Raw genomic sequence first — 16,289 nt, 5'->3', positions numbered from 1 at the left:
CTTACATCACCCCCATCAGATAGACGACCGAGAGGAGGAAGATCCAGATGACGTCGAGGAAGTGCCAGTACAGGCTGAAGTTCGTGATCTTGCGCTTCGTGACGGTCGTGATGCCGCGCTTGCGCAGCTGCAGGATCAGGCCGATGCACCAGAAGATGCCCATCGTCACGTGGATGCCGTGCGTGCCGACCAGCGTGAAGAACGCCGACAGGAACGCGCTCGTGCCGATGTTCGCGCCTTCGTGGACCATCGTCATGAACTCCTCGATCTCGAGGAAGAGGAACGCCCCGCCGAGCAGCAGCGTCATGACGAGCCAGAAGATCGTGCCCTTGAGCTTGTTCGCCTGCATCTGCAGCACCGCGATCCCGCTCGTGAAGCTGGAGGTGAGCAGGATGAATGTCGAGGCGACGAAGATCGGAATCTCGAAAAGCTCCTTGCCGGTCGGACCGCCGTTCGTGTGGCCTACGAGGACGACGTAGACCGCGAACAGCGTTCCGAACAGCAGGACGTCGGAAACGAGGAACAGCCAGAATCCGGCTGTCTTGAGCGACTCCTGTTCTTGCGTATGGTGCTCGTGCACTTCAGGCGATACGATGTGCTGCGCCATTATCTCGTCGCCCCCCTTAGCTTCTGTTCCGTTCTCTTGACTTCGTCCACCGGGATGTAATAGTCCACGTCATAGGTGAACGAACGGGCATACAGGCTGCCGAACACGCCCAGGAAGCCGATGATGACCATCCAGATCCAGTCGAACGTGAAGCCGAATCCGACGAGGAACCAGAAGCCGGACATGATGAACGGGATGCCCGAGTTTTTCGGCATGTGGATCGGCTCGAGCTCCTGCTTCGGCCGCTCGATGCCTTTAGCCCGGTCTTCCTTCTCATGCCACCAGTCGTCGACCTTGCGCACCTGCGGCACGACCGCGAAGTTGTAGGCCGGAGGCGGCGAAGGAATCGACCACTCCAGCGTGCGGCCGTTCCAGATGTCGCCGGTCTTGTCGCGCTGGCCGTTGCGCACGCTCCAGGCGATCTGCCACACCTGGAAGATGAAGCCGAGGCCCATCAGGAACGCGCCGATCGTGCTCGTGAAGTTGAGCGCAGCCCAGCCGCGGTCCCACTCGTACGTATAGACGCGGCGCGTCATGCCGTCGAGGCCGAGGAAGTACTGCGGGAAGAAGCACAGGTAGAACCCGATGTTCCACGTCCAGAAGCCCCACCGTCCGCGCTTCTCGTCGAGCTTGAAGCCGAACAGCTTCGGCCACCAGTAGTAGATGCCGGCGAGATAGCCGAACACGACGCCGCCGATGAGCACCTGGTGGAAGTGGGCGATCAGGAAGTAGCTGTTGTGGTACTGGAAGTCGGCCGGAGCGACGGCCAGCATGACGCCGGTCGCGCCGCCGACGAGGAAGCAGGGAATGAAGCCCATCGTCCACAGCATCGGCAGCTCGAAGCTGATCCGCCCTCGATACATCGTGAATAGCCAGTTGAACACCTTGACCCCGGTCGGAATCGCGATCGCCATCGTCGAGATGGCGAAGAAGGAGTTGACGTCCGCGCTCGAGCCCATCGTATAGAAGTGATGGACCCAGGTGAAGAAGCTGAGCACGCTAATGACCATCATCGCGAACACCATCGACTTGTAGCCGAAGATCGTCTTGCGCGAGAACGTCGCGACGATCTCGGAGAAGATGCCGAACGCCGGCAGGACGACGATGTACACCTCGGGATGTCCCCACATCCAGATGAGGTTGACGTACATCATGGACATGCCGCCGCCGTCCAGCGTGAAGAAGTGCGCCCCGAAGTAGCGGTCGAGGAACAGCAGCGCCAGCGTCACCGTCAGGATCGGGAAGGCGAACAGGATCGTGATGCAGGAAGACAGCACGGACCAGGAGAAGAGCGGCATCTTCATGAGCTTCATGCCCGGCGCGCGCATCTTCAGGATCGTGACGATGAAGTTGATGCCGGTCATCAAGGAGCCGATGCCGGAGATCTGGATGCCCCAGATGTAGAAGTCCTGGCCTCTGCCCGGACTGCCTGAGAGCTCGGAGAGCGGCGGATAGCTAAGCCAGCCGGCGTCCGGGGAGCCCCCGATGACGAAGCTGATGTTGAACAGCATCGCGCCGAACAGGAACAGCCAGAAGCTGAGCGCGTTCAGGAACGGGAACGCGACGTCGCGCGCGCCGAGCTGCAGCGGCACGACCATGTTGAACAGCGCGAACATCATCGGCATCGCCATGAACAGGATCATGATCGTGCCGTGCGTCGTGAAGATCGCGTTGTAGTGGTCCGCCTGAAGGAACTCGACCTCCGGCAAAGCCAGCTGCGTGCGCATGAGCAGGGCGTCCACCCCGCCGCGGAACAGCATGAGCAGCGACGCGATCAGATACATGATGCCGATCTTCTTATGGTCGACCGTCGTCAGCCATTCCGTCCAGAGCCACTTCCATTTCTTGAAGTAGGTCAGGACAAAGACGATCGCGACGCTGACGAGCGCGATCGATACGTCCGCGCCGTAGATGAGCGGATCGCCCGTGACGAAGAAATCGCCGGCGAACTCTTTGATGGAATCCCACATATGGATCTATTTCCTCCCCTTGCCGCCTATTGGCTCGAGTCCGGCTGATCGCCGGACGCCGCGGAATCAGCCGCCTGGCTGCCGCCGGCGGAGCTGTCCTGCTTGTCTTTCTTCACCGGGAACGCGCCCCGGATGTCGAGGCCGTTCGCCGGATGGTGATGGCCGCCGTTCTGGATGACGATCGAGTTGAACAGCGTCGGCTCGAGGTCGCCGAACGTCTGGATCGGCGCGGTGCCCTTCACGGCCAGCTGCTGATAAGCCTTATGATCCAGCTTCGCCGGCTCCTGCTTGGACTTCTCGATCCAGGCGTCGAAATCGTCCTTCGTCATCGACGTGACCTTGAAGTTCATCTTGGCGAACTCGCTGCCGGAGAAGTTGGCGCCGGAACCGTAATACTCGCCCGTGCCGTCGGACTGCAGCCACATCCGCATCGCCATCCCCGGCATCGTATACATCATGCCGCCCAGCTGCGGAACCCAGAACGAGTTCATCGCCGAGTTGGAGGTGAGGACGAACTGGATCGGCGTCTTTTCCGGGATGTTCAGGTAGTTGACCGTCGCGATCCCCTGGTCGGGATACTGGAACAGCCATTTCCAGTCCATCGACGTGACCTGGATCGTGACCGGCTCGACATGCGCCGTCTCGGCCGGCGGCTTGATCAGCTTGTACGTGTCGCGCACCGTGAAGTAGCCGAGCAGCGCGACGATGATGATCGGAATCGTCCACCAGATCGCCTCGAGCTTCGTGCTGTGCGACCAGTTCGGCTCGTAAGGCGCCTTGTTGTCCGGCTTGTCCCGGTACCTCCAGACGATATAGGCGAAAATCGCCAGCACCGGCACGACGACGACGGCGCACAGAAGGACGGAGATCCAGATGAGGTCCTTCTGGATTTCCGCGACCGGTCCTTTCGGATCGAGGACGATCGCATTTTCGCACCCGGCCAGGAATACGGCCATTCCGGCTCCGGCCAGGACCGTCCCCAGCCTGCGGAGCCGCTTGCGTGCAGCTTTCATTGTTTCATCTCCTTTAGGCCATCTCCAAGCATATTACCCACAATTCGGGAATGTCCCCTGCCGTCCGCAAAGATACGGTTCCCTCTCTCGCAACCAGCATATCAAAAAGGACGCGTATCCGCGTCCCCGTTAACGAATCCGTCTTATTTTTGTGCGAATTCCGTAATACGTTGTTCAACGAATTGTCTTATCTTGCCCATCCTCCGCGATTTCTTCCGAGAGCGGAAACATGCTTGCCGCGATCATGACGACGGGCGAGGCGACCAGGCAGCCCATCCCGAGCATGAGCGGCAGGTTGCGGTCGTTGAACGGAGTGAGGAAAAAGAGGCAAAGCACGGCTCCTGTCGCGGCCAGCGCCCACGCATAGCCTTGAAGCATGGCCGCCATCGTCATTCGCTTGTCCATGAGGAACTCCCCCTTCTGCTGCTATGGTTCAGCATATGAGGAAATTCACAAAAGGTTCACCCGTTCGGGGGAGATTCGTCACAGACGCGAGGAACGGATCAGCTCTCCTGGATGTCGATGGACTCCATTTTGACGACCGTCGTCGGCTTGCTGGTCTCGCCGCTGTTCGGATCGACCTCGACCGGCGTCGCCGCGATCTTGTCCACGACGTCCTGGCCGCTCTCGACCTCGCCGAAAATCGCGTAGTTCGGCTGGGCGTCGAGGCCGCGCACGCTGTCGCCGGTGCCGATGAAGAACTGGCTGCCGCCCGTGTTCGGACCGGCGTTGGCCATGGCGACGACGTACTTGTCGTACGAGTGGCCGTTGTTCAGCTCATCGGGAATCGCGTAGCCGGGACCGCCGGCGCCTGTGCCTGTCGGATCGCCGGTCTGGACCATGAATTCCTGGATGATGCGGTGGAACACTACGCCCTCGTAGAAGCCCTCTTTGGCGAGGAAGACGAAGTTGTTGACGGTCTGCGGAGCGTCCTTGGCGAACAATCGGATCGTGAACTCGCCTTCCGTCGTCTTGACGACGGCTTTGTACGTCTTGTCCGGATCGATGGCCATGGCGGGAGGCTTGTCCCATTGCTTGGCCGGCTCGGCCGACGGCTCCGGCGAGCTGGCCGGGCTGGCGGTGGCTGGCGGCTCCGCGTTCGAGGAGCCTCCGGCTCCTCCGGTCGCGTTGCCGTCGGACTTGGCTCCGCAGCCGCCCAGCACGAGGGCGGCGGCGAGCAGAAGAGCGGATGTGGAAGCGAGCATGCGGTTCATGGATTGGATCATCCTTTGCTGGTGGGATGGGCTGCTGGCTGGCGAATCAAGGCGAGACGAAGCCGGCGCCTTGGGCGGCCTCGTCTCCGCTGGCAGGACCTTCGCTCGGCGGCGTTCCGCCGTCCGTGGCTGCCTGCTCGGTCGGAGTCGGCATTGGGGTCGGCGTCGAGCCCGGTGTCGGCGTCGGAGTCGGAACGGCCGGCTCGCTCGGCTCCGTGCCCGGTTCTTCGCTCGGGGACGGCTCGGCAATCGGCGGCTCGCTCGGCGTCGGGCTCGGAGACAGCTCGACGCCCGGGATCTCGACGAAGATTTTGGCCGACGGCACGCCTTCTTGTCCGCTGGCATCGTCGTACGCGGTCACGTAATATTCATAGCTCATGCCAGGCGCGACGGCCATGTCCGCCGCTTCCGGCGCGGCCGCATCGAGGATGCGGGCGTATTCCGCCTCGCCGGCTCCCTTGCGGTAGATGCGGTAGCTGATCGACTCGCCCTCGACCGGCGACCAGCGCAGCGCGACGAGCATGGCGTTCTCGTCGTAGCTGCCTTGCAGGTCGAGCACCTGATCGGGCTGCTCGCCCGGAGGCGGCGTCTGCGGCGTTGGCGCAGGAGCCTTGTCGAAGGAGCCGCGCGGAACGTCCTTCATCGCCTTCCGCATCACTTTGGAGAACAGCGCCGCAGCCGCGGAGCTGCTTTTCTTGAGCAGATGGTCCTTGTCGGTCTTGTCGTAGCCCATCCATACCGCGGCCGTCCATTCCGGCGTATAGCCGACGAACCAGGCGTCGCGGTTGTAGCTGGACTTCAGTCCCGGGATGCCGTGCTGGGTCGTGCCCGTCTTGCCGGCGAGCGGGCGGTCGATCGCCGCTCCGGCGCCCGTGCCTCCAGACTGGACGACTCCCTGCATGATCTGCGTCATGTAGGCGGCCGTCTGTTCCTTCATGAGCTGCTTCGGCTTCGGACCGGCATACTCATAGACCGTCGCTCCGTCCGAGCTCTCGATACGTACGATCGTATGCGCGTCGACCGAGCGCCCGTCGTTGGCAAAGGCGCTGTAGGCGGTCGCCATCTGCAGCGGCGAGACGCCCGTCGTCAGACCGCCGAGCGCGATGCTGAGGTTGCGGTCCTTGGCCTTGTCGAGCGGCATGCCGAGCTTCTCGGAGAACGCGACGCCCTTGCTGACGCCGATCTCGTTGAGCAGCCAGACGGCCGAGGCGTTGCGCGACTCCTTGAGCGACTGCGCCATCGTGATCGGACCGATGTACTTGACGCGGTTGGAATCGGTCGGACAGTAGTCGCCGTAGCATTTCTTGTCGTCGCGCAGGATCGAGTCCGGCGTGTAGTCGCCCGTGTCGAGGGCGGGCCCGTACACGGTGATCGGCTTGAACGCGGAGCCCGGCTGGCGCGGCACGGTGACGCGGTTCCAGCCTTTGCGGACGTAGTCGCGGCCGCCGATCATCGCCTTGATCGAGCCGTCGCTATGGTCCATGATGACCATCGCGGCCTGCTGCTTCTGGTCGTCGGGCGACTTTTCGAAGTTGCTGTCGTCGTCGAACGCGTCCTCCACCGTCTGCTGCGCCGTGGCATTGAGCGCCGTGTAGATCTTGAAGCCGCCGAGGCGGATCTCGTCCTCGGTGCGGCCCGTCACCTGTACCGCTTCCTTGACGGCGTAGTCGACGTAGGTCATGAATTTGTTGCGCGAGCTGCCGGTGCTGTAATTGTCCAGCGGCTTGTAGACGACAGCCTTGGCCTGCTCCATCTCGGCCTCAGTGATGTAGCCTTGATTGTTCATGAGCGTCAGCACGACCGCGCGGCGGCCGGCGGAGCGCTCGGCGTCGTCCTTCGGATTATAATAGCTCGGCGCCTTGGGGATCGCGGCAAGCGTAGCCATCTGCCACAGCTTGAGGTCCTCGAGGCTGCTGTTGAAGTAATACTTGGCGGCGAGCTTGACTCCGTACACCCCGTTGCCGAAGTAGATCCGGTTGAGGTACATCGTCAAAATCTCGTCCTTGCTCAGCTGGTTCTCCAGCGCGACGGCGATCGAAGCCTCGGTCGCCTTGCGGAAAAACGTCTTGTCCTGGTTGAGGAACAGGTTGCGCGCCAGCTGCTGCGTGATCGTGCTGGCGCCTTCGACCGCGCTGCGCGCGATGATGTCCTTGACGATGGCGCGGCCGATGCCGATGACGTCGATGCCGGAATGCTCCTCGAACCGCTTGTCCTCGGTGGCGATGAACGCGTTCCGCAGCAGCTCCGGCAGCTCGCTGAACTGCGCGTCCTGCGAGTTGACGGAGGCGAGGCTCGCGATTTTGACGTTGCTTGAATCATAGATTGCCGACGCGTCGCCTCGCAGCAGCACGTCGCGGTTGGCCGCGAGGATGCGCTCGCCGTTCAGGATGACGAGCAGATAGCCGACGATGGCGCAGACGACGCCGAGCGCGCCGGCGAAAAACAATCCGTAAAACCATTTGCGCTTGCGGCTGGCGCGCGAGCGCCCCCGTCCCTTCGCCGATTTGGCCCCGGACGGGCGGCCTTCCCCTTTTTTTCTCTGTTCTGGCATATGGCTCATGACTCCTTCCGGTCGGTCCTAGCTTCTCCCGTTATAGGTATACCCCGCAAACAGAAGAACAACCCTGCCGGAAGAGCGGGTTGTTCTTCGGACCGATATTCAACTAACGAGGAAAAGACGGGAAAGGTTTCATCGGGGGTGCTCAGGCTCCTGCGCCCGGCGTCTCCTGCTGCATCAGCGATACGTTGCGCTGCGGCGTGAACGTCGAGATGGCATGCTTGTACACCATCTGCTGGCGTCCGTCCGAGTCGATGACGATCGTGAAGTTGTCGAAGGCGCGGATGACGCCCCGGATCTGGAAGCCGTTCGTCAAGTAAACCGTCACCGGAATGCTGTCCTTGCGCAGCTGGTTCAGGAACGTATCTTGAATATTGATGGATTTGTTCATTGAGAGTTACCCCCGTCACAAGAAGATTGGTTAGTGGTATATTCAAGACCGCGGCCTAGCTTTCCTGCTAGTATAGCATGGATGCGCTCCAAATTGTTGTGAAAATTTTCCCCCGCGTCGATCCATTCGATGTCCTTCATATGGCGGAACCAGCTCAGCTGCCGCTTGGCGAAGCGCCTCGTGTCGCGCTTCAGCAGCTCCGTCGCCGCCTCCCTCGAGCGCTCTCCGCGCAGCCACGGGATGAGCTCCTTGTAGCCGAGCCCCTGCATCGCCACCGCATCGTCCGGCACGCCGGAGGCGAGCAGCCGGGCGACCTCCTCCGCGAGCCCCTCCTCCATCATCAGATCGATCCGCCGCTCGATGCGGCGGTACAGCTCGGCCCGATCCATCGTCAGTCCCAGCAGACATAGTTCGTAAGGCGATTCCTTTTTCTGTCCGGCGAGCTGGCCGCTCATCGTCTCGCCCGTCAGATGCAGGATTTCCAGCGCGCGGATGACGCGGCGCGTATCGTTCGGATGCAGCCGGGCCGCGCTCTCGGGATCGGCGGCCGCGAGCCGCGCATGCAGCGCCTCCGCGCCCTGCGCCTCCCCGAAGGACTGAAGCTCGGCGCGATAGCTCTCGTCGGACGCCGCCTGCGAGAACCGGTAGCCGTAGCAGACCGACTCGATGTACAGACCGGTGCCGCCGACGATGAACGGCAGCCGGCCGCGCCCGGCGATCTCGGGAATGAGCCGCGAGCAGGCTTCCTGAAAGTCCGCGGCCGAATACGGCTCGCGCGGATCGCGGATGTCGATCAGATGATGCGGGACGCCTTCCATCTCCCCCGGCCTGATCTTCGCGGTGCCGATGTCCATGCCCCGGTACACCTGCATGGAATCGCCGGAGATGATTTCCGCTCCGTACGCCTTGGCGAGCTCGAGGCTCAGCTTCGTCTTGCCGACCGCCGTCGGTCCGAGCAGAACGAGCAGCGGCGGCTTATGCGGGGTCATGCTTGCCAATCGTTATCACTCCATATCCGACAGCCGACGTCTTTTTGCCCGGACAGCGGACGAAGCCGAGCCGGCCGAATTCGGGACTGTGGTTCGTTTCCTTGAGCACGACGGCGCGCCTCGCCACCCGCATCGCCTCGCGGACGGCGTCGGGGTGAAGCGGCTCCGGGTTGGCGAGGCCGCGCAGCGGGCCGATCGAGCTCGACTCATGCACCGGATCGCGGAACATCGGGTCGAAATAGACGATGTCGAAGCTGTCGTCCGGGAGCGAGCGGAGATGCTCCGCATAATCGGCGCGGACCGCGCGGATGCGGCGCAGCGCGGCCGTCACGTCGGGCAGCTCCGTCTCGTACGTCCGCAGTCCGTCGCGGACGACCGCATGCAGCACGGGCTCGCTCTCGAGCGCCGTCACCTCGCCCTCCGGACCGGCCGCGTAGGCGAACACGATCGCATCGCCGGCCAGACCGGCCGTGCAGTCGAGCACGCGGTCGCCCGGGCGGACGCCTGCCAGCTCGACGAGCGGATCCGGCTCGCCCTTGCGCAGCCTTTTGACCCGCACATAGGCCATGCTCGGATGAAAATAGAAGGGCGGCTCCTCGGGGCCGCCGTAATAGCGCAGCTGCGTGCTCGTCACGACGAGCAGCTCGCGGTCGCCCGCCTGGGCGGCAAGCTGGCCGAGCGTGCGGCGGCGGCGCGGCTCCAGCCGCGCGCCCAGCTCCTCCGCCAGGCGCGCCGCCGTCGCCAGCATGTCCGCCGACGGCTGATCCGTCGTCGTTACGATCATGACATCACCCGCTTGAACATTTTTTCCAGCTGATAGACCGAGATATGGACGAGGATCGGCCGACCGTGCGGGCACGTATACGGCTGCGCGCATGCCGCGAGCCTCGCCAGCAGCGTCTCGCCTTCCTCGCGGCTGAGCCGGTCGTTCGCTTTAATGGAAGCTTTGCACGAGCACAGAATCGCCGCTTCCTCGCGCAGCTTGGCGATGTCGACGGCGCGCTTCTCGCGCAGCGCCCAATCGGCCATCTCCTCGACCAGCTCCTGCTCCCGTCCCTTCGGGAACCAGTGGGGATGGGAGCGGACGAGGAAGCTTTGCGGCCCGAACGGCTCGAGCTCGACGCCCGCCTCCGCCAGCAGCGGCAGCCGCTCGGCCAGCTGCAGCGCGTCCGCGCTCGTATATTCCAACGTGAACGGCAGCAGCAGCGGCTGGCTTTCGCCGCTCACCTCGCCGAACTTGCGGTAGTAATATTCGTAGTTGATCCGCTCATGGGCGGCATGCTGGTCGATCAGATACATGCCTTCCTCGTTTTGCGCGATCAGGTACGTGCCGTGCAGCTGGCCGACCCAGCTCAGCTCCGGGAATCCGGAAGCGTCAGTCGCTGGAGCGCCGCCGGCCGCAGGAACGGCCGGATCGGGCGCGAGCTCCGGCGGCGGACTCGCGCTCGCGCCAGCGGCGGCGGCGACGGGGAGCGACGGAGCGCTGTCCGCTGCGGCGGACGCGGAATTGGACGCGGCCGCATCCGGCGGTGAAGGCGTACCGGCCGGATCGGCCGGCGAAGCCGCGTAGCCGGCGGCGGCGGACTCGCGCCAGCCGGCCGCGCCGAAGGCGCCGGCAGCGGGCGCGTACAGCCGCTGCGCCGCATCCGGCGGCACGGCCGGCGGATGCGCGGCGGGCGGCCGCCACGGTCCGGCGGCGACGCTGCCCGGCGGCGGGCCTTTGCGCGCCGAAGCGGACGCGGAGCCGCGCGCGCCGTCCGTGCGCGGCGGGCGCTGCCCGCGGCAGGCGCGCTCGCGGCCGCCGTCTCGGCGGCGGCCATGCCGCCGGAGGCGGCGCCGGCGGCCGGATCGGCCGCCGGCATCCCGGCGAAGCCGGGCTCCGGCTGGTGGAAGCGCAGCTGCTCCTGCCGGTACACCGGACCGGAGCGCTCGCCCCGGCCGGACTCGGGACCTGGAATATGGCGCCTTCCGCCGAGCGCGGCGCGCGCCGTTTCCTCCACGAACGCCTTGAGCTCGGCTTCCTTGCTGAACCGCACCTCCATCTTGGACGGATGCACGTTGACGTCGACGAGCCCCGGATGCATGCCGATCTCCAGCACCGCGACCGGGAAGCGGTTGATCGGCAGCAGCGTGTGGTAGGCGGCGAGCAGCGACGACTGCACGGCGAAGCTGCGGATGTACCGGCCGTTGACGACGGTCGTCAGCGCGCTGCGGCTCGCCCGGGTCAGCTCCGGCTTGGAGATGTACCCGTTCAGCTCGTAGTCGGCATGCTCGCCGCGCAGCGGCAGCATCGCCTTGGCCGTGCCGGTGCCGTAGACGGCGGCGATCACCTGCAGCCGGTCGCCCGTGCCGGACGTGCGGAGCAGGCTGCCGCCGTTATGCGTCAGCGAGAAGGCGATGCCCGGATGGGCGAGCGCGATGCGGTAAATATAGTCCGAGATATGGCCGAGCTCGGTCTGGATGCTTTTCATATATTTGAGGCGGGCGGGCGTGTTGAAGAAAAGGTCGCGGACGGTCATGTCCGTCCCCTGCGAGCAGCCGGCATGCTCGTCGGCGGTCAGCTGGCCGCCTTCCATGCGGATGCGGCGGCCGAGTCCGCTGTCGCCGCTCGCGGAGACGCATTCGACGCGCGCGACGGCGGCGATGCTCGGCAGCGCCTCGCCACGGAAGCCGAGGCTCGCGATCCGGAACAGGTCGCGGTCGCTCAGCAGCTTGCTCGTCGCATGCCGCTGGAACGCCGTCTCCATGTCCTCCGGCTCGATGCCGCCGCCGTTGTCCTGCACGCGGATGAGGCTCAGCCCGCCCTCCTCGATCGTGATGTCGATCGAGGTCGCGCCGGCGTCGACCGCGTTCTCCACCAGCTCCTTGACGACGGAGGCCGGCCGTTCGACGACCTCGCCCGCGGCGATCTGGTTCGCCAGATGCTCGTCCAGCACATGGATCTTGCCCATCGTTCCCCACCTCCCTGGGTTGAAAATCAGCTGCCGACCGAGTCGGTCCGGCTCAGCCGAGCCGGACCTTCTCCTCGTTCAGCCACTGCATCGCCTGCATCGGCGTCAGGTTGAACAGATCGAGCTTGCGCAGCCGCTCCGCCAGCTCGTCCGCCGCGTCGGCACCGCGGCCTGCGCGGCGCTTGCCTCCGCCGGCAGCCAGCGTCTCCGGCTCGCCGAAGATCGACAGCTGGACCGCCGTTTGCGGCGCGGCCGGCCGGTCCGATGCGATCGGCTCTGCCGCGCCCGTCGGCCGCTCGTCCGGGCGCGCCTGCGGCTCGATCGCCTCCTCGTACGCGGCGGCGGCTTCGCGAGCGGCCAGCCCCTCGCCGCGGCCATGCTCGCCGGCGCGTGCGGACGCCGCGGCAGGCGCTTCGTGTCCGGCGAGCAGCTCGTAGGCGCGGCCGATGATGCTCTCCGGCAGGCCGGCAAGCCGCGCGCAGTAGATGCCGTAGCTCGTGCTGGCCGCGCCGGGCACGAGCCTGCGCAGGAACGTCACGTCGCCGCCGCTTTCCTTGACCGCCATGCTGGCGTTGCGCAGGCAGCGGAGCGACTGCTCCAGATGCGACAGCTCGTGGAAATGCGTCGAGACGAGCGCCTTGCAGCCGGTCCGGTCATGCAGGAACTCGATGACCGCCTGCGCGATGCTCATCCCCTCCGCCGTCGACGTGCCGCGGCCGAGCTCGTCGATGATGACGAGGCTGCGGCGGGTCGCCTTGTCGGTCATCTGCTGGATGTCGCGCATCTCGACCATGAACGTGCTCTGTCCGCCGGCCAGATCGTCCGCCGCCCCGATGCGGGTGAAGATGCGGTCGACCAGCGGCAGCCGCGCCGAGCGCGCCGGCACGAAGCAGCCGATCTGCGCCATGATGCAGATGAGCGCCGTCTGGCGCATGTAGGTGCTCTTGCCGGCCATGTTCGGGCCGGTGATGAGCAGCACGCGCGCGCCGTCCTCGCTCAGCTCGGCGCCGTTGGCCATGAACGGCGCGCCGTCCAGCACCGCCTCGACGACGGGATGGCGGCCGCCTTCGATCGACAGGTCGTACTCCTCTCCCATCTGCGGCCGCACGTAGCGGCGCTCGGCGCTGACCGCGGCGAGCGACTGCAGCACGTCGGCGCGGGCGATGACGTCCGCCAGCCGCTGCAGCCGGTGCAGCTGGTCGGCAATATGGTCGCGCAGCTGCAGGAACAGGCTGTATTCGAGGTCGGTCATCTTCTCCTCGGCCTCGAGGATGAGCCGCTCCTTCTCCTTCAGCTCCGGCGTGACGAAGCGCTCGGCGTTGGCGAGCGTCTGCTTGCGCTCGTAGCGGCCTTCGGGCAAAGAGCCGAGATTGGCCTTGGACACCTCGAGGTAGTAGCCGAACACCTTGTTGTAGCCGATCTTGAGCGAGCGGATGCCCGTCGCCTCGCGCTCGCGCCGCTCCAGGTCGGCGAGCCAGCGCTTGCCTCCGCTGCTCGCCTCGCGCAGCTGGTCGAGGTAGTCGTCGTAGCCGGCGCGGATGAGCCCGCCCTCGCGCGTCGACACCGGCGGCTCGTCCACGAGCACCGTGTCGATCATCTCGCGCAGGTCGCCGCAGTCGTCGACGCCGTCCGCGAGCCGGCGCAGCGTCTCCGAGCCGGAGCCGGCCAGCAGCGCCAGCAGGCTGGGCACGCGCTCCAGCGACGCCTTCAGCGCGGCCAGATCGCGTCCGCCCGCCGTGCCGTAGGCGACGCGGCCGACGAGGCGCTCCAGATCATAGATGCCGTCCAGCTCGGCGCGGATGTCCTCGCGCTGGATGAGGTCGGCATGCAGCGCCGCGACCGCGTCCAGCCGCTCCTCGACCGCCGCGGCGGACAGCAGCGGCTTGTCGATCCAGCGGCGCAGCAGGCGTCCGCCCATCGACGTCTTGGTGCGGTCGAGCAGCCAGAGCAGCGAGCCCTTGCGGCTGCGGCCCTGCACCGTCTCGGTCAGCTCAAGGTTGCGCCGGGTGAACGGATCGAGGATGAGATACTGGCTCGGCTCGTAGCCCTGCACCCGGCGCAGATGCCCGAGCGAGCGCTTCTGCGTCTCGGCCAGATAGCCGGCGAGCAGCGAGACGGCCCGCAGCCGCGCCGGCGGCAGGCCGTCCAGCGCGCCGTCCGGCAGCAGCTGCCGCAGCTTGTCCTCGTCCATCGGCAGCCGCTCGGTGTAGAGCGCCGGCCGTCCGGCCGCGGGCGGCTGCGCCCGCAGCCGCTCCAGCACGGAGGCGTCGCCGACGATCTCCGCCGGTCCGTAGACGTTGATTTCGTCCTGCAGCAGCTCGGACGCCTCGTCGAACGACGTCGCGTACAGCTCGCCGGTCGACAGGTCGCAGGCCGCAAGCGCGAGCTGCCCCGCCTCCGCCGCGACGGAGACGATGTAGTTGTTGGCCTTGTCGGAGAGCGACTTGCTCTCCATCACCGTGCCGGGAGTGACGACCCGCACGATCTCGCGCCGGACGACGCCCTTGGCGACGGACGGGTCCTCGACCTGCTCGCAGATCGCCACCTTGTAGCCTTTCTCGATCAGCCTCGCTATGTATCCTTCCGCCGAGTGGTACGGCACGCCGCACATCGGGATGCGGTCCTCGCCGCCTCCCGCGCGGCCGGTGAGCGTAATTTCCAGCTCCTTGGCGGCCAGTACGGCGTCGTCGAAGAACAGTTCGTAGAAGTCGCCGAGGCGGAAAAACAGAAACGCATCCTTGGCTTCTTCCTTTATGGATAAATATTGCTGCATCATCGGGGTCAAAGCGGCCACGTGCGTACCTCCTGGGCAGGCTTCGACGCGTCTCGCCTGCATTCTATGAAAACCGACCTTCATTATACCAGCAGAACGGAATCCTTACAAAAGAAGAAACACGCCAGAGCCGGACCGCATCGAGGCTCGGCCGTGCTTCTGCAGCCGGCGGCGCAAGCATCGCGGGCTCTTGCGACGGACGGAGGATTTACCCGGTTTATGTTTAACCTGACGATCCATTCACCTCGTTAACTAATCGAAAGAACGGATCAGCCCCGCCAGCTCGCGGATGCCTTCGCGCAGGAGGGCCGGCGGCGCATAGGCGAACGAAAGGCGCAGATGCTGGCGGTCGCCGCGGGCGTAGATCTCGCCGGGATGGACCAGCAGGCCGGCGCGCAGCGCCGCATCGAACAGCTTCGGCATCGGAAGCGGGCGGCGCAGCGCCAGCCAGATGTAGAAGCCTCCCTGAGGCACGCTCCAGTCCGCCAGATCGGCTGCATGCTCGCGGAGCGCCGCCAGCGCCAGATCGCGCCGCGCCTTGAGCTCGGCTCTCAGGAACGCCAGATGCCGCTCCTGCTCCCCGCTGAGCAGCCACTCGGCCACAGCATGCTGCGAGAGCGAGCTCGAGCCGTAGTCGGACTGCATCTTGACGTCGGCCAGCCGTTCGATGACCGGCTCCGGTCCGGCGATCCAGCCGATGCGCAGGCCCGGACCGAGCGACTTCGAGACGCTGTCCAGATAGAGGACGAGTCCTTGCCGATCCCTCGCCTTGAGCGCGGCCGGCGGAGGCTCGTCAAGCCACAGGTCGCCGTACACATCGTCCTCGATGATCGGCAGGCCGGCCCTGACGCATGCCTGCAGCAGCCCCTCCCTGCGCCGCTCCGGCATGACGATGCCGGTCGGATTGTGAAAGGAGGGCTGGACGTACAGCATCGACGCCCGATGGCGGGCGGCCAGGCGGCGCGCCTCGTCGTCCCGCATGCCCTGTCCGTCCATCGGCACTCCGACCAGCCGGACGCCGGACGTGCGGAACACTTGGACCGAGCCGAGATAGCTCGTCTGCTCCGCCAGCAGCGTCGCGCCCTGGCGCAGCAGCCCGAGCGCGATCAGCTGCAGCCCCTGCAGCGCGCCGGAGACGATCAGCACCGACGACGGCGAGGCACGGATGCCTCTTGCCTCGAGCCTAGCGCTGACCGCCTCGCGCAGGCGCAGGCTGCCGCGCGGCTCCGGATAGGCGAGCGGCAGCCCCTCCGGCCGCTCGGCCAGCAGCCGCTGCATGGCGGCCGAGGGCAGCAGCTCGGGCGCGAGCTCGCCCGTGCCGAGCCGCAGCAGCGCAGGATCCGGCTCCGCGTCGTTGATCTGCCGGATCAGCTCCAGATTGGGCGCATGCAGGCCGTCCCGCACGTAGCGCCCCCAGTCGGGCGGCGGCGAATCGGCGGCTGCCTTCCAGACATCCGCGGCTACCGTCGTGCCGCGTCCGACCTCCGCCCGCAGCCAGCCGTCCGCGGCCAGCTCGCCGAGCGCGTAGACGATCGTGCTGCGGTTGACGCCGTAAAGCTCCGCCAGCTGCCGCTGAGGCGGCACTCGCGTGCCGGGCGGCCATTCGCCCGTCACGATCTTCGTCCGCAGCTCCTCCTGGATCTGCCGGTAAAGCGGCTCTGCCTCCTTGCGATTCCTTTCTCCGCGCTTCGGCACCGCTGCCACCCCCATCGCTTGATAGCCCTCAGTATAGCAGATTGGTCGGGTTCAATAGCAACCAATTGGTTGGAGACGCCGCCGCGCCGCGCGTCTACACTTGAACGAGACCGATCTTATCGCACACGA

Annotated in this window: 13 protein-coding genes; all 13 read right to left on the bottom strand. The window is 65.8% G+C overall.

The features are described 5' to 3' along the window. Position 1 precedes the first annotated feature (1 nt). Complete coding sequence (locus tag GE073_RS12090) at positions 2-607, bottom strand: cytochrome c oxidase subunit 3 (protein WP_028598357.1); 606 nt, start codon at positions 605-607, stop codon at positions 2-4. Then, on the bottom strand, positions 607-2,577 hold the full coding sequence (locus tag GE073_RS12085; RefSeq protein ID WP_028598358.1) for a cbb3-type cytochrome c oxidase subunit I: 1,971 nt from the start codon (positions 2,575-2,577) through the stop codon (positions 607-609). The genes GE073_RS12090 and GE073_RS12085 overlap by 1 nt, the downstream gene beginning before the upstream one ends. A 26-nt stretch (positions 2,578-2,603) precedes the next feature. After that, positions 2,604-3,590 carry a cytochrome aa3 quinol oxidase subunit II gene (gene qoxA / locus GE073_RS12080; RefSeq protein WP_153783526.1) on the bottom strand — a complete coding sequence of 329 codons (987 nt, stop codon included), beginning with the start codon at positions 3,588-3,590 and terminating at the stop codon, positions 2,604-2,606. 174 nt (positions 3,591-3,764) lie between these two features. Further along, positions 3,765-3,995: a hypothetical protein gene (locus GE073_RS12075; protein ID WP_043111152.1), complete on the bottom strand. Its 231-nt coding sequence runs from the start codon at positions 3,993-3,995 to the stop codon at positions 3,765-3,767. 98 nt (positions 3,996-4,093) lie between these two features. Then, entirely contained in the window at positions 4,094-4,804 is a 711-nt protein-coding gene (locus tag GE073_RS12070; RefSeq protein WP_228551446.1) for a peptidylprolyl isomerase, read from the bottom strand. A 46-nt stretch (positions 4,805-4,850) separates the two neighbouring features. Further along, the gene (locus GE073_RS12065; protein WP_153783525.1) at positions 4,851-7,355 is read right to left on the bottom strand and encodes a transglycosylase domain-containing protein; all 2,505 of its coding nucleotides are present in this window, start codon (positions 7,353-7,355) and stop codon (positions 4,851-4,853) included. Between the two features lie 151 nt (positions 7,356-7,506). Further along, the gene (gene hfq, locus GE073_RS12060; RefSeq protein ID WP_028598361.1) at positions 7,507-7,752 is read right to left on the bottom strand and encodes an RNA chaperone Hfq; all 246 of its coding nucleotides are present in this window, start codon (positions 7,750-7,752) and stop codon (positions 7,507-7,509) included. After that, entirely contained in the window at positions 7,749-8,741 is a 993-nt protein-coding gene (gene miaA / locus GE073_RS12055; RefSeq protein WP_153784720.1) for a tRNA (adenosine(37)-N6)-dimethylallyltransferase MiaA, read from the bottom strand. Before miaA ends, hfq begins: the two co-directional genes overlap by 4 nt. Next, the gene (locus GE073_RS12050; protein WP_028598363.1) at positions 8,728-9,525 is read right to left on the bottom strand and encodes a class I SAM-dependent methyltransferase; all 798 of its coding nucleotides are present in this window, start codon (positions 9,523-9,525) and stop codon (positions 8,728-8,730) included. Before GE073_RS12050 ends, miaA begins: the two co-directional genes overlap by 14 nt. Beyond that, complete coding sequence (locus tag GE073_RS26055; protein ID WP_416362090.1) at positions 9,522-10,040, bottom strand: DNA mismatch repair MutL family protein; 519 nt, start codon at positions 10,038-10,040, stop codon at positions 9,522-9,524. Before GE073_RS26055 ends, GE073_RS12050 begins: the two co-directional genes overlap by 4 nt. Positions 10,041-10,093: 53 nt before the next feature. Then, positions 10,094-11,692: a DNA mismatch repair endonuclease MutL gene (mutL, locus tag GE073_RS12040; RefSeq protein ID WP_153783524.1), complete on the bottom strand. Its 1,599-nt coding sequence runs from the start codon at positions 11,690-11,692 to the stop codon at positions 10,094-10,096. 52 nt (positions 11,693-11,744) lie between these two features. Beyond that, positions 11,745-14,486, bottom strand: coding sequence for a DNA mismatch repair protein MutS (gene mutS / locus GE073_RS12035; RefSeq protein WP_101809103.1), 2,742 nt, complete (start codon positions 14,484-14,486; stop codon positions 11,745-11,747). Positions 14,487-14,717: 231 nt separating this feature from the next. After that, the gene (locus GE073_RS12030; protein ID WP_323744200.1) at positions 14,718-16,160 is read right to left on the bottom strand and encodes an aminotransferase-like domain-containing protein; all 1,443 of its coding nucleotides are present in this window, start codon (positions 16,158-16,160) and stop codon (positions 14,718-14,720) included. Positions 16,161-16,289: the final 129 nt, after the last annotated feature.

This window comes from Paenibacillus sp. B01, from assembly GCF_009649995.1.
In the GTDB taxonomy this organism is placed as follows: Bacteria; Bacillota; Bacilli; order Paenibacillales; family Paenibacillaceae; genus Paenibacillus_O; species Paenibacillus_O pasadenensis.
This window is presented reverse-complemented; position numbering and strand designations above follow the sequence as displayed.

Bases quoted from the DNA above. Each gene is read 5' to 3' on its own strand.
- GE073_RS12090 (WP_028598357.1), bottom strand. From the start codon at position 607: ATGGCGCAGCACATCGTATCGCCTGAAGTGCACGAGCACCATACGCAA.
- GE073_RS12085 (WP_028598358.1), bottom strand. From the start codon at position 2,577: ATGTGGGATTCCATCAAAGAGTTCGCCGGCGATTTCTTCGTCACGGGC.
- qoxA (WP_153783526.1), bottom strand. From the start codon at position 3,590: ATGAAAGCTGCACGCAAGCGGCTCCGCAGGCTGGGGACGGTCCTGGCC.
- GE073_RS12075 (WP_043111152.1), bottom strand. From the start codon at position 3,995: ATGGACAAGCGAATGACGATGGCGGCCATGCTTCAAGGCTATGCGTGG.
- GE073_RS12070 (WP_228551446.1), bottom strand. From the start codon at position 4,804: ATGAACCGCATGCTCGCTTCCACATCCGCTCTTCTGCTCGCCGCCGCC.
- GE073_RS12065 (WP_153783525.1), bottom strand. From the start codon at position 7,355: ATGCCAGAACAGAGAAAAAAAGGGGAAGGCCGCCCGTCCGGGGCCAAA.
- hfq (WP_028598361.1), bottom strand. From the start codon at position 7,752: ATGAACAAATCCATCAATATTCAAGATACGTTCCTGAACCAGCTGCGC.
- miaA (WP_153784720.1), bottom strand. From the start codon at position 8,741: ATGACCCCGCATAAGCCGCCGCTGCTCGTTCTGCTCGGACCGACGGCG.
- GE073_RS12050 (WP_028598363.1), bottom strand. From the start codon at position 9,525: ATGATCGTAACGACGACGGATCAGCCGTCGGCGGACATGCTGGCGACG.
- GE073_RS26055 (WP_416362090.1), bottom strand. From the start codon at position 10,040: ATGTATCTGATCGACCAGCATGCCGCCCATGAGCGGATCAACTACGAA.
- mutL (WP_153783524.1), bottom strand. From the start codon at position 11,692: ATGGGCAAGATCCATGTGCTGGACGAGCATCTGGCGAACCAGATCGCC.